Genomic DNA, 21,940 nt, shown 5'->3' on the forward strand with positions numbered 1-21,940 from the left:
CCTGCATCAATACTTGGACTTACTTAGCTAGCTGCTCATCGAGCTGGCGGAAAGGGTTGAGTTGATCTAGGCGCAGCACGAAGCGTATCCGATCAGTAAAATCCTTGCGGCTGCTAGGCAAGCCATTCTCATACTGAGAGCCGGCCACGGGCAGATAGAACTGGAAGATATCTTTGATCACCGGAACGACCAAGCCTGCATCGTAGAAGAAATTTTGCCCCCCACGGCTTTCGTATACTGTAAAGTTTTCCTTCATAGCCCCAAAATCTGCGAAGATGCCTAGGCCTGTTACTGGCAGATCAGCTTGCAAGTTAAGGGTGCTAAGCCAACGCTGACTTGCTACTGAAATCTGAACTTCATTGCCTACAAAAGCTTTGAAAGCGCCGTCGCGGTCATCAGTTTGGTGCGTTTGGGCGGTAAAAGCATTCGAAATCTGCTGACGATCTAAGAAGGCAGTTTGGCGGCGGTAGTCGGGGCTGCCGCTCAGACCAATGACGAAAGGTGCGTCGTTAGCTTTTTGCAGGAAGCGTCCTCCAAACAACCGGGCCTGCACGCGTTTCTTCGGCGAGTAATAGCGGCTATACGAAGCTGAAGCGCGCAACAGCGTAGCTTGCAAAGACGAGCTTTCAATCGATAAATCCGGCGTGAGTCGGTTCAGCTCCACGCTGGCTGACCAGCTTTGCAGGGCGTCACCAGCCTGCACCTGATACAGCAACGTCTGGATGCTGCTGGTCACATCAGAATCCTCGTTGCGCACGGAAGTGTTAGCAAGTTGGACCATGTGCTGGGGGCATTATACGCCGACTTAGGCAAAGTCAGGGTCAAGCTAGGCTCCACCTTTACATAGCGTTCGAAACGTTGTACCGTTACGCCGGTAATGAGCTGGCGAGCGGTTTCCTTGGGCAAAATGTTCAGATTAAGCGTGCCGATACCGTTCAGCTCATTGCGATTGAAGCTGTACATTGGCATCGCCAGGTAGCTCAAGCGCTTGGGAACCAAAGGGCTGCTATAGAAAGCCGCCCCCAGCATGAGCTTGTCGGAAGTATTGGCTCCCAGCACCGGCGCCCAGTTGATGGCAGCACGGTCCCAGCGCTCCACACTTACGAGGGGTCGGAAACGCAGCGGCTCCAGGCGAGGCAAGCTGCCTTCCAGCTTGAGCTTGTCGTCGCGACGGTTGAGCTGGGGCGTCAGGTAAGCTGGATCAATGACGACAGCGGCAACGCCCTCACGCCGGAAGTCAAGCTGGGTTTCCTCATCTTCTTCGCCGTTGCCAAATACAGGCGTCCATTGCGTTTCAATCACCTCGCCCTGAGCGTTAAGCGTAGCTACTGGCACGGCAAACGGAGCGGGCGAGTCGTTGCGAACCAGCACCTTTACCTGGTCATTAGTCACCTGTATATCGCCGACAGCGGCATTGTAGCGGGTGGTGTTTTGAAGCATGTTCTCAAAAAACCAGTCCAGCTGCTGGCCGGTGCTTTCTTCAAATGCCGTCTGCATGTCGGCAGGAGCGGGGTGCTTGAACTGCCAACGCTGGTAGTAGGCGCGCATGGCAGCATCAAACTTCTCCTGCCCCAAGTAGCCAGCCAGATACTTCAGCAGGGAAGCCGTTTTGGTATAAACGATAATACCGTAGTTGATTTTGCCGTACTCCGCCGCACTCGGGCCGCTTACTGCCTGATCGAGGCCCCGGCTGGCTGAGGCTTGATACGGCACTTGATTTAGGGCCGTCGCATTTAAGCCTTCCACCCCCAGAATAGTAGAAGCTTTGCCCGATGTCAGTACGCTTTCAAACATACCTGCATTCGGGTTGTCGCGCTCCGCCACCCGGTTTTCAATGTAAGAGTTTACCCCTTCATCCAACCAAGGATAAGCCCGCTCATTGGAGGCCAGAATACCGTAAAACCAATTGTGCCCTACCTCGTGCACAATGGCCGATGGCATCGTAACGGTTACCATGGGGTATTCCATGCCTGAACCGGCACTCAGTGCCCCGTCTACGGCCGTAGCGGCGGTGTACGGGTACTCACCCACCCACTGTGAATAGTAGGTGACAGCGTCGTTTACGTCCTGTAGCCCTTTTATCCACTTCGCCACATCCTTGTTCAGGAACATAACCCAGGTATCTACCTGCTTGCCCGAAGGCAGCGTGACGGCGCTCTTGAGCACATTGAACCGCTTATCGGCAAACCACGCGAAGTCGTGCACGCGGTCCTGCACGTAACGAAGCGTTTTCGTCTCCGATGCAGAACTCGGGAAGGTCAGGTCTTTGCTATAGTCTTCAGCCTTTTTGGCGGCCGTGGCGGTAGCAAGCTGCGTTAAGCGCGCCTGCTCTTCCGCGTTTTGCAGCACGCCGGTGGCACCTACGGTATAGTTCGCGGGTAGCGTAATGCGCACATCAAACGAGCCGAACTCGGAGTAAAATTCACCTTGGTCAAGGTAAGGCATCGGGTGCCAGCCCTGGCTATCGTACACCGCCGGCTTCGGGTACCACTGCGTAATCTGGTACGACTGCTCTACGTGACCGAAGCGCGAAAAAGAGGCTGGAATCTTTACTCGAAAAGGCGTTGTAATCGTGATTTTGCCCCCCGGAGCCAATGGTTGGGGTAAGGCTAGCTTTGCCATATCGGCGTGCTCCGGATCGAAGCTAAGCGTAGCAGGTTGGCCGTTTACTTTGAAATCAAGCTGGTCAATGAAGCCGCGCTGGTCCTGGGGGGCAAATTGAAACTTCCGGCTGCCGTTTCGCAATTGCTGCTTGGCAAAAGCTGTGGTATTGTCGCGGTACGCATTGGGCCAGAGGTGAAACCAGATGAAGGTAAGCTGATCGGGCGAATTGTTGGTGTACTGAATTTCCTCCTGGGCCGTGAGCGTGTGATGGCGGTCATCCAGGGTAACATCAATGGAATAATTGACTTCCTGCTGCCAATAACTGCCAGGTGAAGTGCTCTGCGCCGATAGCGCCAGAGGAAGAAAAGCAAGCCAGCAGCTGGCTAATAACTTTTTCATGCAAAGAGAAAAGTGTAACGAGCGAATAAATGCGGGACGAAAGTACGCGGTCGGCCTCAGAATGTCGTGTCACAACCTTTGTAGCGGTCGGTCCGTTTTCTCAAACTCAGTTTCACCATCCGCCCCTGCGGACTAACACCCCCTACCTATGTCTTTCAATAAAATTCCCAAAGACGATACCCAGCACCAAAATCATCTGGATGGCGCCATCAATAACCTGAACAATGACTTGCAGGAAGAAGCCTCCAAGGCCGGCTTCGACAATGTGCTTCAGCGTTGGATAGAGGATGTTAAAGATGTGAACAACCCGGAGCTACACCAGATTGTGGTTGATTTGCAGGCGTTGAAGGCTCACTTTAATGGCGGCACAATCGATCATAAGCTCGTTGGTCAGCTGATGAGCCGCTTGGGTGACAACACTCTTAAGGCAGCTGTTTTTGCTGAAAACCCAAACACGGCCCAGCGAGTAACCAACCTGGGTGAAGCTTTGCTCAAGGCAGCCAAGCAAGTACAAAACCCCAATGTCAATTCTACTCCCGAGCAGGATTTGAAGAATTCGAACGGCTAGTAGCTGCACAATCGAATTCGTGTAAACGCCAAAAAGCCGGCTCCTCTTGAGGAGCCGGCTTTTTGTATGCTTAAGAAAGCTTGGCTTAGCCGCGCTTCTCTTTGATCTTGGCTGCTTTGCCCGACAGGCCACGCAGATAAAACAGACGAGCACGACGCACTTTACCGCGACGAACTAGCTCAATCTTGTCGATGTTGGGCGACAGAAGCGGGAAAATACGCTCGGTGCCGATTTGGTTTGAAATCTTACGAACAGTGAAGGTTTCGCCGTTGGAATTTGGATTCTTACGCTGGATAACAACGCCCTGGAACTGCTGAACACGCTCCTTGTTGCCCTCGCGAATCTTCACGTGAACATTAACGGTGTCGCCGGCGGCGAAAGCGGGGAAGCTGGCGCGGCGCTCCTGGGATTCCTGCTGGATAAAATCGAGTAGTACGCTCATGGCTGGAAAAAAACTAAAAATAGGACGGCGCCGCCGTCCGAGTGGTTTCGGGTAAAAGAGGCGCAAATATAGCGCTCTGTTTTGAGGAAGGCAAACTTATCACTGAGTTAAATTCTGAAAGGGCCAAAGCGCTACGTATATAGAGGTTAGGCAGCTACTCATCCAGCAAATCCGGGCGTCTTTGGCGGGTTCTTTCTAACGCTTGCTCGTGTCGCCAGATGTCAACCTGAGGGGTATTTCCGGAAAGTAGAATCTCCGGTACGGACTGGCCACGCCACTCAGCCGGCCGTGTGTATACAGGCGGCGCCAGCAAATTATCCTGAAAAGAATCGCTCAGCGCTGACTCTTCATTGCCGAGCACTCCCGGCAAAAGCCGCACGATAGCGTCGGTAAGAATAGCGGCCCCAAGCTCGCCACCACTTAGCACATAGTCACCCACACTGATTTCGTGCGTGATGTAGGCCTGCCGAATTCGCTCATCAATCCCTTTGTAATGTCCGCAAAGAATGATGATGTTCTCAGTCAGCGACAGCTGGTTTACCAGCGGCTGCCGAAGCGTCTCACCGTCTGGGGTCATATAAATGACGGCATCGTAGCGGCGCTCAGCCAAAAGGCCATCCAAGCAAGCCGCAATAGGCTCTACGCGCAATACCATGCCTGCGCCACCGCCAAATACATAGTCATCAATCTGCCCGTGCTTGTTAATGGCAAAGCGCCGCAAATCGTGGACGTAAATTTCAGCCAAGCCCTTATCCTGCGCCCGCTTCACGATAGAATGAGCAAAGGGACTGACCAATAAATCGGGCTGGCAGGTGACGATATCGAGGCGCATGGGAGCACCGCCGTTGGCGATGAAGCTAGGTTCTGAAAATAAATCGGTAATAAAGCTCTGGGGCTTTTTCAGCTACGGTTCGATGAACTCATCGGGCTCATCACGCTCCCGGGAAGACGGCTTGAGATAAACATCCAACAAGCCCTCCGGCAAGCTGACGTGCAGCTTCTGCTCGGCTTCATCGGCGTGTAAAACCAATTCATCTACCACCGGAATCAGCACTTCCTGGCCTTGGTAGCGCATGCCCATCAGGTCTTGCTGGGGCATCTCATAGAACGTCTCTACGATTCCTAACTCGCCCAGCGTTTCATCTACTACAGTGTACCCGATGACGTCGTGGAAGTAAAACTGATCCTCCTCAAGCTCCGGCAACTCCTCGAGCGCCTTGAATAGCTTGGCATTTCGCAAAGGCTCGGCTGCTTCCACCGTGTCGATGCCTTTAAGCTTTAGCAACACACGGTCAGACGTTTGAGGTTGCACCCGCTCCACAGTGAAAGCGATAAGCTTACCGGGCGTGGGGGGCAATTCTAGCCACACAGACTTCATTTTGCTGTAGGCCTCTACGTCGTCTACATCCAGGTAAGCTACAACGAAGCCCTTCAGGCCGTGTGTCTTTCCAATGCCGCCAAGTTGATAACATTCGTCGATAGTCATAGGATAGGGGTTCAAGAGGGTGAAAGGGGAGGAGGCAACAAAGACAGCATTGGCGGTAAAAAAGTTGAGAGTTTAGAAGAAGCTGCCGCGACGCAGGCCGCAAGACAACAACTCCTAAACTCTCAAACATTTAAACTCCTAAACTAAGCTTAGGCGCCAGCTTCCTCAGTGGTTTCAGCCGGAGCAGCTGCTTCGGTCGTTTCGCCTTCGGTTTCAGCAACAGGCTCAGCAGCAGGAGTCTGCTTCTTGCGAATTGCTTCAGCACGGGCTTCTTTAACCTTAGTTTCAGCGGCAAGCTGCTGCTTGCGCGTTTCTTCCTTGGCAGTGCCCAGGCTAGTGCGCTTGCCTTCGATTTTCGCGTCTTTCTGCTCTTTCCAGGCAGTGAAGCGCTCGTCAGCTACGTCCTGAGCGATGGCACCTTTAATAACACCCAGTTGCAGGTGCTTGCGGTACAATACGCCACGGTAAGAGAGCATAGCACGAACCGTATCGGTTGGCTGGGCACCCTTCATGATCCAATCGAAAGCTTTGTCGCCGTCGAAGTTGATGGTAGCAGGGTTAGTGTTAGGGTTGTAGGTACCGATTTTCTCGATGAAACGGCCATCGCGGGGAGCGCGGGCGTCGGCTACTACGATGTCAAATTGCGCGGCTTTTTTGCGGCCGCGGCGGGCGAGGCGGATTTTAACTGCCATAAACCTAGTTGGTTAAGCGACGGAACCCGTCCGTCTGGTTGAAAGTGAGGCGCAAAGGTACGTACATCTGTGCAAGATTGAAAACCTTTTACCAGATTCAAGCTCATTGCTCGGTGTTAGCCAGATTATAGAGGCAAAAGAAAAGGCTGCCTCGTTTCCGAAACAGCCTTTCTATGATCCAGGATAACTTAAGCAGCAACCCGAACTGGTACTTGCTGCTTACGCTTGATTTTGATAACACGCATTTTATCCAAGCCCCAAATGAACACATAGGTAGGATCAAACTCCCACCACTTCACACCGAAATTAACGCGCAGTGGCAGCTTGTGGTGGTTGTTCTGAAACAACTCACCAAAGGCCAAAAAGTCTAAGGCTAGCGTGTTCTTCGATTTGTCGTGATTATCGAAGTTCTGGTAGCCGTACTTATGACCACCCCAGTTTACGATAGCGCCATGCAGCGGACCCATCAGAAAGTGAACTGGCAGCAACAGATACATCCACCAAGCAGTAGCAAAGTTGATGTAGAATAGTACGTAAGCCGTACCCCAAGCCAAACGCGAATACCACTGGCTACCAAAGTTTTCTACAGCTTCCCATACTGGATAATCTCCTTCGAAACGCTCAGGGGCTTCTACATTATGCTTGAGCAGATCAGTATAAATGACCTTTGTCTTCCACATCATCGCAAACGGGTTGGATGAGAAATGAGGGGAGTGCGGGTCCATCTCAGTGTCGGAGTATGCGTGGTGCATGCGATGCAGAATAGCATAAGCCCGCGGCGACAGGAATGACGAGCCCTGACAAGCGTAGGTGAAGAGGTAAAAGAACTTCTCCCAGAACTTGTTCATCGTGAACATTTTATGCGCCGCGTAACGATGCAGATAAAAAGTCTGGGTGAACAGCGACAGGTAGTAGTGGGCAACGAAGAAAATAAGTATGGGCATAGAGCAGGAGTGTTGAATATCAGAGGAAGCAGAACCGGGGCGTTATTCGCAAAAGACTACGCAGTCGACTTTAGTTCAGATTTCGACTACAAACCTACAGCCAGAGCTTTGTAGGGTCAATAAATAGGCTGAAAAGGCCAAAATCTTGTTCAGGTGCTATTTTTAAGCTAGCTCAAAAGGAAGCACAAAGCCATTTCCACTAGCTAAGATTCAGCTTTTTAAACAATGGCTTTATAGAACTCTTTAGCCCCATGTAAGGAAGCCTTATGAGGAAGATTTACTTCTAAACCCGTAGACCAGAAAAAGGTTGAAAAAAGCTGTAAACCTTGGTCTTCAATAGTATATGCTGGCAGCCTCCCAGTGCGCCACAGTCGGCAAAGGAGCTTCAAAGGTCATCAGCTCTTTAGTAACAGGATGAGACAGTTCCAGCCGTCGGGCGTGCAGAGCAATACTTACATCAGGCAAGGGTGCTAAAAATCCATATTTCACGTCGCCCACGATGGGTGTACCTAGCCCAGTAGCGAGCTGTACCCGAATCTGGTGTGGGCGACCCGTAATAGGGTTAACCTGAACCAGATAGCGCGAGCCAGCTTGTCCTAATACTTCATAGTCCAGCTCGGAGCGCTGGCCTTGCGGATGAGCGGCAGAATAAGCTTTGGTGACGTTGCGGATAGGATCTTTGACGAGCCAGTGCACTAAGTGCCCGCTGCTGGGTTCAGGGCGCTTGCCTACCAGCGCCCAATACGTTTTGTGCACCGTATTATCCCGAAACATCTCATTGAGGCGGCTCAGGGCTTTCGATGTTTTCGCAAGCGCAACTACGCCACTCACGGGTCTGTCCAGGCGGTGCGCTACGCCAATGAAGGCGGCCCCAGGCTTTTTGTATTTAAACCGCAAATATTCCGCGGCCTTTACCGATAAAGGCTCGTCGCCGGTTGAGTCGCCTTGTACAAGTAAGCCAGCCGGTTTATTAATGATAAGCAGATGATTGTCTTCAAACAGAATTTCCTTCTGTTCCGACCATAGATTAGGACGAGTCACGCGGGATTAATTGACGGGTAATGATAAACTCTTGAAAAAAGCCCCCCAGAGCTACAATGGACAGAGATGAGGGCAAAAAATTGTGTTTGTAGAACTTAGTAAGCCTCTTCAGACGAAGGGAAATCGCGTGTTTTTACATCCTGAATGTAGCGCTCCACGGCATCGTGCATTACATCGCCAATCTCGGCGTAGCGGCGCAGGAAGCGGGGCTTAAACTCTTTGGTGATGCCCAGCATATCGTGAACTACCAGCACCTGCCCATCCACATCGGGGCCGGCGCCGATACCGATAACCGGAATAGTAAGCTTTTCAGCGACTTGCTTAGCCAAAGCCGACGGAATTTTCTCCAGCACCAAGGCAAAACAACCCAGCTCTTGGAGCAGTTGAGCGTCTTCAAGCAATTTTTGGGCCTCAGATTCTTCTTTGGCTCGCACCGTGTAGGTGCCGAATTTGTAAATGCTCTGGGGAGTGAGGCCCAAATGGCCCATTACGGGAATACCAGCCGTTAGAATGCGCGTGATGGACTCCCTAATTTCGGCGCCGCCTTCCAGCTTCACGCCATGCCCACCCGACTCCTTCATGATGCGGATAGCCGAGCGCAATGCCTCCGATGAGTTACCTTGGTACGAGCCAAAGGGCATGTCAACCACTACAAACGCCCGTTTCACGGCCCGCACTACGCTGGAAGCGTGGTAAATCATCTGGTCGAGGGTGATGGGGAGGGTCGTTTCGTGGCCGGCCATCACGTTTGAGGCCGAGTCGCCTACGAGCAGCACATCGATGCCGGCACCATCGAGCAGAGTAGCCATTGAAAAGTCGTAGGCCGTGAGCATGGCAATTTTTTCACCCCGCCGCTTCATGGCTAGCAACTGGTGGGTGGTCACGAGCTTAACTTCTTTGTGCTGGGACATAGGGAGCGGAGAAAGTGAGGTATAAAGGTGGGACCCGGATCGGCGGATTTTTGACTAAGCCTGAATTTGCCCCCCAGCCTTACCGGTTCTGGAAAGTGCGGTTGCGGTTGAGCTTGAGGTCTTGCAGCAGGCTTGATTTGGCGGCAATAGTTACGTTGTAGCCTTGGCGAATACCAAATGGGAACCAGCTGCCGCTGATTTGCCAGCAGTGCAAATCACGGTAAAAATCGAGGGAAGTAAACGAAACCTGATTGCTGCGGAAGTCATAGCCGCTGCTGTAGCCGACGCGCAGGTTCTGAGTGAGCTTCACCGAGCCGCTCAGGTTGAGCGAAGCCACGGTAAGCGCATCGGCACGAGGGCGGTTGGGGCGACCCGGAATGGGGCCCGGATCCTGATAGGTAGCGCCAAAAGAAGTGCTCAGCTCCCAGGGAATATCAAAGTCAACGTAATCCTCATACGGATCGACGCGCACCGGATTGCCTAGTACAGGGTCGTTGGCCGGAGCCACATCGCGCGCCACAGCCGACTTTTTCGTGCCCGCCGCCGGGTTGAATTGGTAGCTAAGATTCAGCGTAGCAGTTGTCAGCTGGGCCAGCCGCCGCTTGGGCTGATTAAAAAGGTATTCGTTGATGAAGCGGCCCGTGGAGTCGCGCTGATAGAAGACAAAGCCGGCATTCACCACAATGTTCAGCTTCTTGGCTACCTGCGTGCGGAACGTAACGGCCAGCGGCAGCAGGTTGAGCGAGTCGGCGGCAAAGTCGTAGCCGGTGTTAAAGTCAAGCCCATCAATCAGGCTTACTTTCTCAAACGGGGTAGTGCCGGTCGTGTCATTTTTGGAGCGAACCTTCATTTCTATCTGGTTCTGTAGTCCAATAGTTACCGCGCTGGATGCCCGGCCATTCGCATTGCCCGCCGCTGCTCCAATAAAGCGGCTGAAAGCTATCGGATTGCGGGTGATGTCGTTTTGCTGGCCAAACTGGTTGTACAAGCGGCCCTGTGCATCACGCAGCGCCCCCAGGTTTAGGTTCGACTCATAAAAATTGTCGTTCCGGGAGAAATCAGGCGCGTAGCTGTAGCTAACCGAGGGCGTGATCTTGTGGCGGATGGCTTCAATCTTGGCGCCTTTTATCGGTAGAATGCCATAGATATTGGTCGATAAGCTGGCCCCGCCGGAGTAGTTGTACAAACGGCCAAACTGCGAAACCGTATCGATGCGTACGGCCTGTGCTTCGGGCTCGAATTTGTAATTCAGGCGTTTGAAATACCAGGATTCGCCGTAGTTGATCGTGGGGTTGAGACTCAGATACTTAAGTACCGTGTAGTTGCCCAGCGTAATGCCAAACTGGTGTTGTACCGTTGGCTGCGCGTTATTCAGCAAGGGCGCCAGATTCGAGAAATCGAAAGGAATGGTGCGCCCCGTAGCGGTGCCGCCAATCACGGGTATGACGCCGCCATTAAGCAGGCGGGGCTGCTCTGAGTTGCTTATCTCGTTTCGGCCGATGAGGTTATACGTTATGGCAATCTGCTCGTAAAACTGATCGTAGAAACGCCCCTTGGGCTCAATGCCAAACCACTGATACGGATATTGCCGCGCTACCTGCACCGACACATCGGGCAGCACAAAATTCATGACACCCGTTTGGGTGTTCTGGTTTTGGCTAAGCTGAAGCGAATAGTTGATAGGCGAGTTGCGAATCTGCTTCTGATAGCTGATCGTGGAGTTGAACGAAGGCGTGAGATAGCGCCGCGTATCAAACGAGTTTTGCTGGTTGTAGTCGGTGCTGCCCGCCTGCACGCTGGCCGAAAAACGCCCCCCACCGGGCCGGGGAGTGGGCGTATGGCTCCAGTTTATCCAGATGGTCTTGGGACTGCGCGGACGCCGGAATTCTACGTTGGTATTGAGTGCCTCCGAACGCAAAATAAGATTAGCCGGGCGCTGGGTATAATCAATGCTGAGCAGGCCGTTGTAGTTGTAGCGCTTGATGTACTGCATCTCGCCCCGCAAAGCAAAGCCGCCAAAAGCTTCGGCATTACCGCCGTATACATCACCAGTCAGGCGCAGGCCAATGTACTCGTTGGGGGCGAAGTAGTAGCCCCCATTACGCAGGAAAAAGCCCCGGTCGGCGGACTGGCCAAACGTGGGGAAAATGAGGCCCGAAGCGCGGCTTTTGCCCGGAGTTGGGAAGTAGCCAAAGAGGAAGCCCAGTGGAGTCTGGATGTCACTTACCACCAGGTTGAAAGGGCCCGTGACCACCTTCTCCCCCGGAATCACCTTCATCTTGGTGGCATTGATGTGAAAGTGTGGATGCTCCAGATTGCACGTCGTGTACTGCCCATTGCGCCCGAAAATCTCGTTCAGCGCGTTCTTTTTCACAATGCCGGCATGCACGTAGCCTTCACCCTGCTGGGTAACGGCGTCGGCAATCTTGCCCTTACGCGTCTTGAAGTTGTAGTTGATCGTACCGGCCTGATAAAGCCCCCCAGCGTCTTTGAACACCGGCCGGCCCTGCACTTTGCCCGCGGAGTCGGGGGCACCATTGGCCTTAAGCAGGTTTTGGCCGTAGTCAACGGTGATTACAGCCGCTTTCAACGATAAATCGCCGTAATCCACGTTGGCTTCATCGTAGAGATACGCGACCTTTTTCTGGACATCGAAACGAATGGAATCTTTCGCCGAATACTTAACGGTGGTCTTTATATCGCCTTTCACTTCGGCTCCCACACGTAGAGAGTCGCCAGCCGCGCTGGTATCGATAGCTGATACGAGCCGCGTGCCACGAGCCGCTCGGCTGGTGTCGGCTAGTACATTGGTGGTCTGGCGCCCGTCGGAGTTGACGCGCGGTACGACGGCAGGCACGGCCTTTGCGGGACGCTGCTGCTGGGCCCAGGCGCCGCTGATACTCAGCACCAATAGCACTACTGCGAGCAGCGGCCTCAGCCGCCCCGGATGGGGAAGTAGGCAAGATTTACGCAAGCGGAACGGCGCGGGCAAGGCCACGTAGTTTTTATCGTTTATTTTGTGGCGATTTGCAAAGGTAGCGGGTTGCTACACCAACTTAACGAACTCTGTGCGGAATATTGTAGCTGTTTGTCTGGCGAGTCTGTTGTTTATTTCTGGCTCGTCGGTAGCCGTGGCCCAGGGTCAGCGGTTTTGCCCCCAAGAAATACCAACTACGCACCGTAGTACTGGATGCCGGCCATGGCGGTAAGGATAGAGGCTGCGCTGGTGTGTCGGCCCGGGAAGCGGCCGTATCCCTGAAAATAATTCTGGAGCTGGGGCGGCTCATCGAAGCTAATGAGCCCGATGTGAAGGTAGTGTATACCCGCAAGTCCGACGTGTTTGTGGAGCTGGCCGACCGCGCCGGCATTGCCAATAAAAATAACGCCGACCTGTTTATCAGCGTGCATTGCAACGCGGGTCCTGCGGCGGCATATGGCACCGAGGTCTGGACAATGGGTACGGCCAAAACCGATGCTAATTTGGCAGTAGCCAAGCGTGAAAACGCGGTTATTTTACAAGAAGATAACTATAAAGCCCGCTACGGCGGCTTCGATCCTAACTCGCCTCAGAGCCACATTCTGTTCTCGCTGTTTCAGAGCGCCCACGTAGATAATAGCCTAAGATTTGCGCAAAAGGTTGATTATCAGTTTAAAACGAAGGTGGGGCGCAAGTCGCGCGGGGTGAAGCAAGCTGGGTTTCTGGTGCTTTGGAAGTCAACAATGCCTTCGTCTCTGATCGAAGTTGGCTTCTTGACTAACCGCAACGAGGAACGCTACCTGAACGATAAATCGGGTCAGTCGTATATGGCCTCGGGTATATACCGGGCCTTCCGCGACTATAAGAATGAGTTAGAGGCTATGAACGGGGACTAAAAGCCCCCCATAGCAGTTAACACCTTATCTACCTGCTCTTCACCTCCCTCAATAGCTGACCCAACGTGTCAAAAGAAATCAAAGTAGCCCTGCTTGCTCTCGTGGCCATTGTAGCCCTTTACTTTGGGTTCACCTTTCTAAAAGGAAGCAACATTTTCTCATCCAACCGTACATTCCATGCCAAGTATGACAACGTGGACGGGCTGGCCTTGGGCAACCCGGTTATTCTGAACGGGGTGAGAGTGGGGCAGGTGCGCGAGATGCATCTGGTACCGGAAGAAGGCAACCGGGTACGCGTGCAGTTTGAGATAGACAAGAATATCGTGGTGGGCGACTCCACCGTGGCCAGCCTGTCGGGTACGCTGCTGGGCAGCAAGACCATCACGCTGTTTATGGGCAAGAACTCGAAGGTATATGATGGCGGCGAAGAGCTAAAATCGTACACCGTTGCCAGTATTACCGATGCGTTTCAGGCCAAAGCGCTGCCCGTACTGGGTACCGTAGATTCGACGCTGATTAAGGTGAACAGCTTCCTGACCAAAGAAGCCCGCATCAGTTTGCAAGCCACGCTGTTGAATGCACAGGGCTCGACGGAGGCGCTGAAAAACCTGTTGATTATGAATCAGCGCAACATCAACCAGATTACGACCAACATGGCCGAGTTGACCCGTGCGCTTAACGTGACGGAGCGCAAGTTTGACCGCTTGGCTTCCAACTTGGCGCAAATCACGGACACGCTCAAAAATGCCCCTATCAGCCAAACAGTGCGCACAATGAACGCCACCGTGACGGAAGCGCAGGCAACTATGGCTTCGCTTAATGAGTCGTTGACCAGCACCAAAGGCTCGCTCGGCAAGCTTATCAATGATGACTCGCTGTATACGAATCTGAACGCTTCCGCTGCCAGCACCGATGCACTGCTGGTTGACTTCAAGGCGAACCCTAAGCGCTACGTCAACTTTTCGCTGATTTCGTTTGGCGGCAAGGATAAGAAGAAGCGGGAGGTTACCAAGAAGCCTGATGGGGAGATAGAAATTGAGCAGAAAGTAAAATCTAGCAGCCCGCAAACCATGGCGCCTGTCGATTCAGTCATTGCACCGGTTAAATAAGGCGTCTGCCAATTTTAAGTACCTTTGAAATCCGCCTTCGGGCGGATTTTTTTGTGTCGAAACCACCCAATTTGCCCCCCAACACCCTTTTTCCCACCCGCATGAATCTGGAGTTCAACAAAAACGAAGATCAAGTCAAACAACTCATTTTTCAACTCAGCCAGCGTCAGAAGAAAGTGGCGCTGGGCGGCGGCGAAAAGCGCATCGAGGCCCACAAAGCCAAAGGCAAGCTCACCGCCCGCGAGCGGATAGACTACTTGCTGGATAAAGGCACAGAAACCGTCGAGATAGGAGCTTTTGCGGGCGAAGGCATGTACAAAGAGCATGGCGGCTGCCCTTCAGGCGGCGTGGTTGTGGTGATTGGCTATGTGAAAGGGCGACAGTGCGTGGTAGTAGCCAACGACGCCACCGTGAAAGCTGGTGCCTGGTTCCCGATTACGGCCAAAAAGAACCTGCGGGCTCAGGAAATCAGCATCGAAAACAAGCTGCCCATTATCTATCTGGTCGATTCGGCGGGCGTGTACTTGCCCATGCAGGACGAGATTTTTCCCGATAAGGAGCACTTCGGACGCATCTTCCGCAACAACGCCGTGATGAGCAGTATGGGCATCGTGCAGCTAGCCGCCATCATGGGTCCGTGCGTGGCCGGGGGGCTTATTTGCCCATTATGAGTGATGAGGCGATGATTGTGGATGGCACGGGCTCGGTGTTTCTAGCGGGCTCTTACCTGGTGAAATCGGCCATTGGCGAAAGTATCGACAACGAGACGCTGGGCGGCGCTACTACGCACTCCGAGATTTCGGGCGTGACTGATTATAAGTTTAAGAACGACGAAGAGTGCCTCGATCATATCCGCAACATCTTCGATAAGATGGGCGGCCAGCCCTCAGCTGGCTTCCACCGCGCCGCACCGGCCGAGCCGGCTGAGAAGTCCGAGGAAATCTATGGCCTGCTGCCCGCCGACCGCGCCAAGCCTTACGATATGATGGATATAATCCGTCGCTTGGTGGATAACTCGGAGTTTGAGCCTTACAAAGACCTCTATGGTCAGACGCTGATTTGCGGCCTGGCGCGTATTGATGGTTGGGCAGTCGGCATTGTAGCCAACCAACGCAAAATCGTGAAGTCGAAGAAGACGGGCATGCAGATGGGCGGCGTTATCTACTCCGACTCAGCCGACAAAGCCGCGCGCTTTATCATGAACTGCAACCAGAAGCGTATTCCGCTGGTGTTTCTGCACGATGTGTCGGGCTTCATGGTGGGTTCGCAGAGTGAGCATGGCGGCATCATCAAAGACGGTGCGAAGATGGTAAGCGCCATGAGCAACTCCGTGGTCCCGAAATTCACGGTCATTGTGGGCAACAGCTACGGAGCCGGCAACTACGCCATGTGCGGCAAGGCGTATGATCCGCGCCTCATCGTAGCCTGGCCCACGGCCCAACTTGCCGTAATGAGTGGCGCCGCCGCCGCCAACACGCTCCTACAGATACAAGTAGCCAGCCTGAAAGCCAAAGGCGAAGTAATCACGCCCGAAGCCGAAAAAGAATTGCTCGACCGCATCAAGAGCCGCTACGAGGAGCAACTGTCGCCGTATTACGCCGCCGCCCGCTTGTGGGTAGATGCGGTAATTGACCCGCTGGAAACGCGCAAGGTACTTTCAATGGGCATTGATGCGGCTAATCATGCGCCGATTGAGAAAGCGTTTAATGTGGGTGTTATTCAGGTGTGAAATGAAATAAATTCGCTTTAGTTTTCATTTAAAATCTATTCAGTGAAAGACCTTAATAAGATCAAAATCTTCTTATTAGAAGCAAAGGATATTTCCTTGGGATATAGCGAAATAAAATTTGTTGATTATGATGATTTGGACGCCGCACAAATTGGTTATAAAGTTGATTCGAAAGGAAATAATTTAACATCAATAAACGAAGGTGATTGGCAGGAGGAATGGCTAGTAATTGCTAATGACGATTTAGGTGATCCAATTATAGTTGATACTTCTTCGCCAGATTTAGCAGTCTTAACTGCAGCTCATGGAGAAGGTGATTGGGAGCCACAAGTAATAGCAGAGAGCCTGGATGATTTTAAAGAGATACTCAACATATTAAATAATAGTTCTTTAGAAAGAAATAGCGAACTCGATACTGATAAAAACTCAATTGATGAGACTCAGAAGCAAGATTTTTTATTAAAAATTGAACAGCGAAATCCTGATGCTGCAATTTGGTATTGGGAGGCATTTTTAAATAATTCATAAAATAACTTTAGTAACCCCCAACTGGCGCGAGATTGTAGCTCGTGACAAGCCTTTTTGTGGAGGTTGTACCTCCACTGCCGCACAGCGGCAAACTGTGACCGCGCCGTCTGGAAAAATCCGGGCGGCGTTGTTGTTCTGGCGGGGGAGGCGCAGCCTCCCGGCATGGCTGGTCACGAGTTACGCTGCACTAAACTCGCGCCAGTGAGGTGGCGAAAACCAGTTCGTTAAAGCACTTTATTTGAACATTCCTACCTATTCTACGTGTTGATTCTGGGCAACCGGCGGCGGCGAAACCGTGTCGGTTGCTTTTATTTGCTACTTCGTGCTTCTCGGGGCCGCTGCAAACACCCCGACCACCTGCTTCATGACTAATAAAGAAATCAAAGCGCTTATCTCGCTGCTCGACGACCCGGAAATTGCCCCCCAGATAGAGGAGCGGATTCAGGCATTGGGCGAAACCATCATTCCGTTTTTGGAAGAGTCGTGGGAGGAGAGCCTCGACCCGCGTCAGCAGCAGCGTCTGGAGGATCTGATTCACGATCTGCAATTTGATGGCTTGAAGCAGCGCCTGCGTGTGTGGCGCGATTCGGGCGGCGAAAACCTGCTGGAAGGCATGTGGCTGCTGAACTCCTACCAGTATCCCGATGCCGATTTGCAGGCCCTGAACCGCGCCATTGAGCAGTTGCGCTTCGAAGCCTGGACACTCATGCGACCCGAGATGCATCCTACTGATCAGGTGCAGGTGCTAAATCACGTTTTGTTTCGGGTGCATAAGCTGGGGGCCAATACGCAGAACTTCCATTCGCCCGCCAACTCCATGCTGCACCTGGTGTTGGAAACCAAGCGTGGCAACCCGCTTACGCTCTGCGTGATTTATCTGCTGGTGGCGCAGCGGCTGAACTTGCCTATTTACGGCGTGAATCTGCCCAATCTGTTTGTGCTCACGTATCAGTCGCAGAGCCAGATAGCGGAGCCGTTTTACATCAACTGCTACAATCGCGGCCTCATTCTGTCGCGCACCGACATCGAGCATTATGTGGCCCAACTCAACCTGTCGCCCAACGATATCTTCTATGCGCCCTGCTCGCATCTCGACATCGTGCGCCGGGCGTTGCGCAATCTGGTGATGAGCTTCGAGAAGCTGCAGGAGCCCGCCAAAGCCCTCGAAGTAGGCAAGCTCCTGGCCATCCTGACCGATGAAATTACTCCCCCCACGGATATTGAGCCGACAGAATAGTTCGGGTTAAATCAAGGCATAAAAAATCCCCCCAGCGCAAGTCTGGGGTGCTTTTTTGGAGTTATATGTAAGCCTACATTCTCTTGATCAGGCAGCCCGCCGCCCGCTTGTCGGCGACGCCTGCGGGCTTTCCAGCCAGAATATTGTCCAGCACCTGCGCTACGTAGCGCTCCTTGGCATAGGCTTCTACCTGAGCATTATCGTCGATGGCCCCTCTGTAGCGCACCACGAAGCCATTCTCAGCAGGCTGCAACACAAAGGCTTCCGGCGTTTTGGTAGCCCCAGCAGGCCGCTCACCTTCTGCCCAGGGTCGGTCAGATAAGGATAATCGTCGGAGCCGGTGCTCTTCATTTTGAGCTTATCCGCGTCGGCAGCATCGGCCGTAGCTTCCAGGTTGATGGGCGCATTGATAAACAAAAACTGCACGCCCTTGCCACTATACGCGGCCGTCAGGGCATTCAGGCGGCTTTGATACAGCTTGGAAAAGGCGCAGTTAGGGTTCACGAATACGACCACAACAGCCTTGTTGCTGGCATAGCTGCTCAGCGTAACGGTCGCGTTGGTGGGACTCGTAAGACTAAAGTCGGTGACGGTGCGGCCATCCTGCGCTTTTGCCACACTGATAGCAACGGTACAGAAAAGCAGGGCGGCCGCTGCAATAATAGAGATTCGACGAAAAAGCATAGGTGGGAAGATTAGAAGGTGGGATGGGAGCGCCAAATCTTTATGAGGTAGATTGTTGCGTCTGCAACCAGACGAAGTGGGCGAAACTCAGCCGTGCATAGCATCTTCAACGCAATACGTTAGCACATAGTCGGATGCTAGGCGTTGATAAGAAATTCGGTGTTCGCTGCGGAAGTTTTCGAGCAGCAGGTGCCCCGTCAAAACACCTGCCTCCCGCAGCTCAAACGGGTTGAGCAACAATTGCTCTTTAAACACCACGCCCCGGCGACTATGCAGCTTATACAGCGTCTCTTTGGCACTCCAATAGAGACTATATTTTGCTACGTCATCACCGGCATTGACTCGTTCAGTTTCGGCTAGAAACCGGGTTGCCAAGTGTTGCGCTTTGGGTCTTATCAGTTCAACATCTGTGCCAACGCGCCCCTGAGTCGATACAATTCCCGCCACCCACTCCCCCGAATGTGACAATGAAACCGCAAAATCAGGCAATTGCTCTAAGTAAGGTCGACCGTTGCTGTCGTTAAGCAGCAGGGACTGAGCAGAGGTTAGCTCCCGCAGCAGCGTATGCGTAAGCGCCCGTCCTGCCAGCCACTGCGCCTGACGCGTCAAATCGCGCACTGCCGGCTGCTGCGCCGCGTAATGGGCAGAGTGGGGGAGAAGCTCGACCAACGCGGGGGGCATTTCTGTAAGGTGCCACAACCCGAGCAGAGCATGGTCAGAAAGAGGCGTGAGGGAGTGTAAAGGCATTATAGCAGATAGAAGGAATTGACACTTATACTTTTACTTCGAACCTCATGCAGAGCAAAGCGAAGCATCTCGCGTGCTGATGCGGGATTAGTAACCTAACGGCACGAGCGAGATGCTTCGCTATCGCTCTGCATGACCGCCCATTTATTAAGAACTTAGTTAAACGCAGGTCTAAAAGCAGGTATCGAATTGTTTCGCCAAAATCAACCGCTAGCCGTTCTGCTATAGGCTTAGAAAAACCGCTGTAATTTCGCCCTAAATTACGACCTCGCTCATGCCGTTGCTTTCACGTCCGCAGGTGCAGAAACTGGCCACACTCAGCGGCCACCGCGACTGCGTGTACGCCTTAGCCGGTTCTGCTGAGGAAAACCGCTTCTTTTCGGCCGGCGCCGATGGTATGGTCGCCGTGTGGAGCATCGATGACCTTGCGCGTGATGGTGAGCTGGTGGCCTGGGTTGAAAACTCAGTGTACGCCCTGCGCTACTTACCCGAGCGCGAGCTGCTGGTGCTAGGCCATAATTTTCAGGGCGTGCAGGCCATTGCGTTGGCAGAGCGAAAGCTGGTGCATAGCACCGCGCTGCCGCCAGCTGCCATCTTCGATTTTGCATACTCAGCGCCCCGTCAGCGCCTGTATGTGGCCCTTGGCAATGGAGTGCTGGCAGTATTGCGAGCCGCCGATTTTTCACTGGAAAAGCTGGTGCCGCTTAGCGACAAAAGCCTGCGTTGCTTAGCGCTGCACGAGGAGCGAGGCGAGTTGGCCGTAGGGGGCAGCGACACCGTCGTTCGTATCCTCGATATTGATTCGCTGGCCGTGAAGTACACGCTTTTAGGTCATAGCAACTCCGTGTTTACCGCTGCTTATTCGCCCGATGGTCGGCAGCTGCTTACGGCTGGCCGCGATGCTCATCTGCGTACTTGGGCTGTGGGGGGCAATTATGCGGAAGTAGGCAGCATTGTGGCTCATATGTTTACCATTAACCACCTACTGTTCAGCCCCGACGGACTGTTGCTGGCCACGTGTAGCATGGATAAGTCTATTAAGGTATGGGAGGCCGAAACGGGACGCTTGCTGCGCGTCGTAGATAAGGCTCGTCATGCCGGCCATGGCACTTCCGTCAACAAGTTATTTTGGTCGGGCAGGCAGAATCGGCTAGTTTCGTGTAGTGACGACCGCAGCCTTGCCGTGTGGGGGATTTCTTGAGACACTAGGAGTGAGGGCCGAGAGGTAAGAACAGAAAGCAGCAGTAGCTCCCGAATGGCTAATCTGTTTCTTTCAAATACTCGCCTTGCCGCTCGCTTCGTTTCTACCCTATCTCTCCATTCATTAAGGCCCCGGCTGCTCCCTTAGCTTCCAGCCCATCATCCATAGTTCCATGAAAATTACCGCTCTCGACATCCGGCAGAAAACCTTTGAAAAAGCCTTTCGGGGTGTAGACAAAGACGAAGTACAAGCCTTCTTAATGACGCTGTCGCAGCAGTGGGAGCGCATGGGCGATGAAAACCGGGAGCTGCGCCTGAAGCTGGAGCACGCCACCCACGATGTGCAGAAAATGCGCGAAGTGGAAACCAGCCTGTATCGTACCCTCAAAACGGCCGAGGACACGGGCAACAGCATCACGGAGCAGTCGCAGCGCGATGCCGACCTGCGGATTCGCGAAGCTCAGCTCAAAGCGGATCAGCTTTTAAGCGAAGCCAAGCAGGAAGCGCGTCGGTTGGTAGAAGAAGCCACCCGCGAAGCTGAGAAAAGCGTGGCCGCTATGCGCACCGAAGTCAATAGTTTGGGTCAGGAGTGTCATCGGCTGGAAACCCAGATGGAAAACCTCGTGCGCGATTTGCAGCACTTAGCCTCCGACGCGCTGGAAAAAGTAGCGAAAGCAAAAGCCCGACCTAAAACAGATGCGGCCGCCATCCTTTCGCGGGCCGGTAGCGTACAGGTAAGCAGACCCGAACCTTCACCCCAAAACGACTCTGCCATGCGTGTATCTTCTGCTTCTACTTCATCGGCTGCCGCGGTAGCTGGAGCATCCAGCGCCGCCCTGGGGGCAATTTAGCGGCCGAGCCTCGCGCTATTGGCCCTCAGCCCGGCAACTACAACCCCAAGCCCGGTCAGCAGCCTGATCCGGGTGCGCCAGCCCAAACGCCCGGCCCCGAAATTCGCCCCGGCTCACCTGATGAGAACCCTGGCAAAGCTGATCCATCCCGCATCTATCAGCCAGAGCCTTCCCGCGTACCCGACCCCGGCGCCCCGGATATCGAGCGCCCAGCCCCGATATTCAGCCTGTTGGCCCTGGTCATCCTGAAATTATGCCGCCCTCGCCAGCCACGCACCCCGGTATGGCCACGGCTGCTTCAACCGAAAAATCGTTTTTCGACGAGATATAACCCGGCTTCGGCTGTGAAAAGCGAAAGGCCCGCAATAGCTTGCGGGCCTTTCGCTTTTCTGGCTCTACACCTTACAAGTCAAACCAAGGCGCTACGCCACCATTAACCACATACCGTCATGGGACAAATCGCGCTGGAGGGCATGGAGTTTTTCGCTTTTCACGGCTATTATGATGAAGAGCAGAAAATCGGGAATAAGTACGGCGTTGACCTGTACATCCAAACCGACCTGCACGCGGCCGGCGCTTCCGATAAGCTACAGGAAACCGTGAACTACGAAGTGCTTTACCGCTTAGTAGCCGAGGAAATGCTGGCTCCGGCGCGGCTGCTGGAGCATGTAGGCCATCGGGTGATGGACCGGATTCTAACCCAGTTTCCGCACGTGTATACCGTGAAAGTGTGCGTGTCGAAGTTCAATCCGCCGCTGGGGGCATTTGTCGTCGGGCGCGAATCACGCTCAAGCGCAAACGAGCCCAAAATGCCCCCAGAACTCAGATAACTAGGATATACTTGACCAGGAGCTTGCTCCGACATAAAAAAGGCGACCAGTTATGGTCGCCTTTT

General features: G+C 53.4%; 21 protein-coding genes and 1 pseudogene. 9 read left to right on the plus strand and 13 right to left on the minus strand.

The features are described from left to right. Positions 1-19: 19 nt before the first annotated feature. On the minus strand, positions 20-781 hold the full coding sequence (locus tag H9L05_RS11560; RefSeq protein ID WP_187731135.1) for a hypothetical protein: 762 nt from the start codon (positions 779-781) through the stop codon (positions 20-22). Continuing rightward, entirely contained in the window at positions 733-3,003 is a 2,271-nt protein-coding gene (locus H9L05_RS11565; protein WP_187731136.1) for a M1 family metallopeptidase, read from the minus strand. The genes H9L05_RS11560 and H9L05_RS11565 overlap by 49 nt, the downstream gene beginning before the upstream one ends. A gap of 148 nt (positions 3,004-3,151) precedes the next feature. On the opposite strand from H9L05_RS11565, the gene H9L05_RS11570 reads away from it, so the two are divergent. Next, the gene (locus H9L05_RS11570) at positions 3,152-3,571 is read left to right on the plus strand and encodes a hypothetical protein (protein WP_187731137.1); all 420 of its coding nucleotides are present in this window, start codon (positions 3,152-3,154) and stop codon (positions 3,569-3,571) included. Positions 3,572-3,656: 85 nt separating this feature from the next. Here the strand turns inward: H9L05_RS11570 and rplS are convergent, their stop codons facing one another. The 8 genes from rplS to H9L05_RS11610 form a co-directional block, all read right to left on the minus strand. Further along, the gene (gene rplS, locus H9L05_RS11575; protein ID WP_133271851.1) at positions 3,657-4,013 is read right to left on the minus strand and encodes a 50S ribosomal protein L19; all 357 of its coding nucleotides are present in this window, start codon (positions 4,011-4,013) and stop codon (positions 3,657-3,659) included. 154 nt (positions 4,014-4,167) lie between these two features. Then, entirely contained in the window at positions 4,168-4,845 is a 678-nt protein-coding gene (gene trmD, locus H9L05_RS11580; protein ID WP_187731138.1) for a tRNA (guanosine(37)-N1)-methyltransferase TrmD, read from the minus strand. Between the two features lie 72 nt (positions 4,846-4,917). Next, positions 4,918-5,499: a ribosome maturation factor RimM gene (gene rimM / locus H9L05_RS11585; RefSeq protein WP_187731139.1), complete on the minus strand. Its 582-nt coding sequence runs from the start codon at positions 5,497-5,499 to the stop codon at positions 4,918-4,920. A gap of 149 nt (positions 5,500-5,648) precedes the next feature. Continuing rightward, positions 5,649-6,191 carry a 30S ribosomal protein S16 gene (locus H9L05_RS11590; RefSeq protein WP_133271854.1) on the minus strand — a complete coding sequence of 181 codons (543 nt, stop codon included), beginning with the start codon at positions 6,189-6,191 and terminating at the stop codon, positions 5,649-5,651. Between the two features lie 188 nt (positions 6,192-6,379). Then, positions 6,380-7,135, minus strand: coding sequence for an acyl-CoA desaturase (locus tag H9L05_RS11595; protein WP_187731140.1), 756 nt, complete (start codon positions 7,133-7,135; stop codon positions 6,380-6,382). Positions 7,136-7,468: 333 nt separating this feature from the next. Continuing rightward, complete coding sequence (locus H9L05_RS11600; protein ID WP_187731141.1) at positions 7,469-8,176, minus strand: RluA family pseudouridine synthase; 708 nt, start codon at positions 8,174-8,176, stop codon at positions 7,469-7,471. Positions 8,177-8,271: 95 nt separating this feature from the next. Further along, on the minus strand, positions 8,272-9,087 hold the full coding sequence (gene panB, locus H9L05_RS11605; RefSeq protein ID WP_187731142.1) for a 3-methyl-2-oxobutanoate hydroxymethyltransferase: 816 nt from the start codon (positions 9,085-9,087) through the stop codon (positions 8,272-8,274). A gap of 79 nt (positions 9,088-9,166) precedes the next feature. Beyond that, positions 9,167-12,061, minus strand: coding sequence for a putative LPS assembly protein LptD (locus H9L05_RS11610; protein WP_187731143.1), 2,895 nt, complete (start codon positions 12,059-12,061; stop codon positions 9,167-9,169). A 254-nt stretch (positions 12,062-12,315) separates the two neighbouring features. On the opposite strand from H9L05_RS11610, the gene H9L05_RS11615 reads away from it, so the two are divergent. The 5 genes and pseudogenes from H9L05_RS11615 (at position 12,316) to H9L05_RS11635 (ending at position 17,563) form a co-directional block, all read left to right on the plus strand. Next, positions 12,316-12,960: an N-acetylmuramoyl-L-alanine amidase family protein gene (locus tag H9L05_RS11615; RefSeq protein ID WP_262892504.1), complete on the plus strand. Its 645-nt coding sequence runs from the start codon at positions 12,316-12,318 to the stop codon at positions 12,958-12,960. Positions 12,961-13,025: 65 nt separating this feature from the next. Further along, on the plus strand, positions 13,026-14,069 hold the full coding sequence (locus H9L05_RS11620) for an MlaD family protein (protein ID WP_187731144.1): 1,044 nt from the start codon (positions 13,026-13,028) through the stop codon (positions 14,067-14,069). Between the two features lie 101 nt (positions 14,070-14,170). Further along, positions 14,171-15,798 (plus strand): annotated as a pseudogene (locus H9L05_RS11625) (acyl-CoA carboxylase subunit beta). A gap of 42 nt (positions 15,799-15,840) precedes the next feature. Further along, complete coding sequence (locus H9L05_RS11630; RefSeq protein ID WP_187731145.1) at positions 15,841-16,326, plus strand: SMI1/KNR4 family protein; 486 nt, start codon at positions 15,841-15,843, stop codon at positions 16,324-16,326. Between the two features lie 364 nt (positions 16,327-16,690). Then, on the plus strand, positions 16,691-17,563 hold the full coding sequence (locus H9L05_RS11635; protein WP_187731146.1) for a transglutaminase-like domain-containing protein: 873 nt from the start codon (positions 16,691-16,693) through the stop codon (positions 17,561-17,563). Positions 17,564-17,636: 73 nt separating this feature from the next. Here the strand turns inward: H9L05_RS11635 and H9L05_RS11640 are convergent, their stop codons facing one another. The 3 genes from H9L05_RS11640 to H9L05_RS11650 all read right to left on the minus strand — a co-directional run bounded on the left by H9L05_RS11640 (position 17,637) and on the right by H9L05_RS11650 (position 18,994). Then, positions 17,637-17,792, minus strand: a complete 156-nt coding sequence (locus tag H9L05_RS11640; RefSeq protein WP_187731147.1) for a thioredoxin domain-containing protein — start codon at positions 17,790-17,792, stop codon at positions 17,637-17,639. Then, positions 17,750-18,247: a redoxin domain-containing protein gene (locus H9L05_RS11645; RefSeq protein WP_187731148.1), complete on the minus strand. Its 498-nt coding sequence runs from the start codon at positions 18,245-18,247 to the stop codon at positions 17,750-17,752. Before H9L05_RS11645 ends, H9L05_RS11640 begins: the two co-directional genes overlap by 43 nt. 87 nt (positions 18,248-18,334) lie before the next feature. Further along, positions 18,335-18,994, minus strand: coding sequence for a 4'-phosphopantetheinyl transferase family protein (locus tag H9L05_RS11650; protein WP_187731149.1), 660 nt, complete (start codon positions 18,992-18,994; stop codon positions 18,335-18,337). 274 nt (positions 18,995-19,268) lie between these two features. Between H9L05_RS11650 and H9L05_RS11655 the strand changes: the two genes are divergently transcribed. From H9L05_RS11655 to folB, 3 genes are all read left to right on the plus strand, one after another. Next, positions 19,269-20,195, plus strand: coding sequence for a WD40 repeat domain-containing protein (locus tag H9L05_RS11655; RefSeq protein WP_187731150.1), 927 nt, complete (start codon positions 19,269-19,271; stop codon positions 20,193-20,195). Between the two features lie 172 nt (positions 20,196-20,367). Continuing rightward, positions 20,368-21,045: a DivIVA domain-containing protein gene (locus H9L05_RS11660; protein WP_187731151.1), complete on the plus strand. Its 678-nt coding sequence runs from the start codon at positions 20,368-20,370 to the stop codon at positions 21,043-21,045. 449 nt (positions 21,046-21,494) lie between these two features. After that, positions 21,495-21,875, plus strand: coding sequence for a dihydroneopterin aldolase (gene folB / locus H9L05_RS11665; protein WP_317174933.1), 381 nt, complete (start codon positions 21,495-21,497; stop codon positions 21,873-21,875). Positions 21,876-21,940 lie beyond the last annotated feature (65 nt).

The organism is Hymenobacter qilianensis (genome assembly GCF_014489555.1).
In the GTDB taxonomy this organism is placed as follows: domain Bacteria; phylum Bacteroidota; class Bacteroidia; order Cytophagales; family Hymenobacteraceae; genus Hymenobacter; species Hymenobacter qilianensis.

Excerpts from the sequence above, each read along its gene's own strand:
- H9L05_RS11560 (WP_187731135.1), bottom strand. The coding sequence starts at position 781 with ATGGTCCAACTTGCTAACACTTCCGTGCGCAACGAGGATTCTGATGTG.
- H9L05_RS11565 (WP_187731136.1), bottom strand. The coding sequence starts at position 3,003 with ATGAAAAAGTTATTAGCCAGCTGCTGGCTTGCTTTTCTTCCTCTGGCG.
- H9L05_RS11570 (WP_187731137.1), top strand. The coding sequence starts at position 3,152 with ATGTCTTTCAATAAAATTCCCAAAGACGATACCCAGCACCAAAATCAT.
- rplS (WP_133271851.1), bottom strand. The coding sequence starts at position 4,013 with ATGAGCGTACTACTCGATTTTATCCAGCAGGAATCCCAGGAGCGCCGC.
- trmD (WP_187731138.1), bottom strand. The coding sequence starts at position 4,845 with ATGCGCCTCGATATCGTCACCTGCCAGCCCGATTTATTGGTCAGTCCC.
- rimM (WP_187731139.1), bottom strand. The coding sequence starts at position 5,499 with ATGACTATCGACGAATGTTATCAACTTGGCGGCATTGGAAAGACACAC.
- H9L05_RS11590 (WP_133271854.1), bottom strand. The coding sequence starts at position 6,191 with ATGGCAGTTAAAATCCGCCTCGCCCGCCGCGGCCGCAAAAAAGCCGCG.
- H9L05_RS11595 (WP_187731140.1), bottom strand. The coding sequence starts at position 7,135 with ATGCCCATACTTATTTTCTTCGTTGCCCACTACTACCTGTCGCTGTTC.
- panB (WP_187731142.1), bottom strand. The coding sequence starts at position 9,087 with ATGTCCCAGCACAAAGAAGTTAAGCTCGTGACCACCCACCAGTTGCTA.
- H9L05_RS11635 (WP_187731146.1), top strand. The coding sequence starts at position 16,691 with ATGACTAATAAAGAAATCAAAGCGCTTATCTCGCTGCTCGACGACCCG.
- H9L05_RS11645 (WP_187731148.1), bottom strand. The coding sequence starts at position 18,247 with ATGCTTTTTCGTCGAATCTCTATTATTGCAGCGGCCGCCCTGCTTTTC.
- H9L05_RS11650 (WP_187731149.1), bottom strand. The coding sequence starts at position 18,994 with ATGCCTTTACACTCCCTCACGCCTCTTTCTGACCATGCTCTGCTCGGG.
- H9L05_RS11655 (WP_187731150.1), top strand. The coding sequence starts at position 19,269 with ATGCCGTTGCTTTCACGTCCGCAGGTGCAGAAACTGGCCACACTCAGC.
- H9L05_RS11660 (WP_187731151.1), top strand. The coding sequence starts at position 20,368 with ATGAAAATTACCGCTCTCGACATCCGGCAGAAAACCTTTGAAAAAGCC.
- folB (WP_317174933.1), top strand. The coding sequence starts at position 21,495 with ATGGGACAAATCGCGCTGGAGGGCATGGAGTTTTTCGCTTTTCACGGC.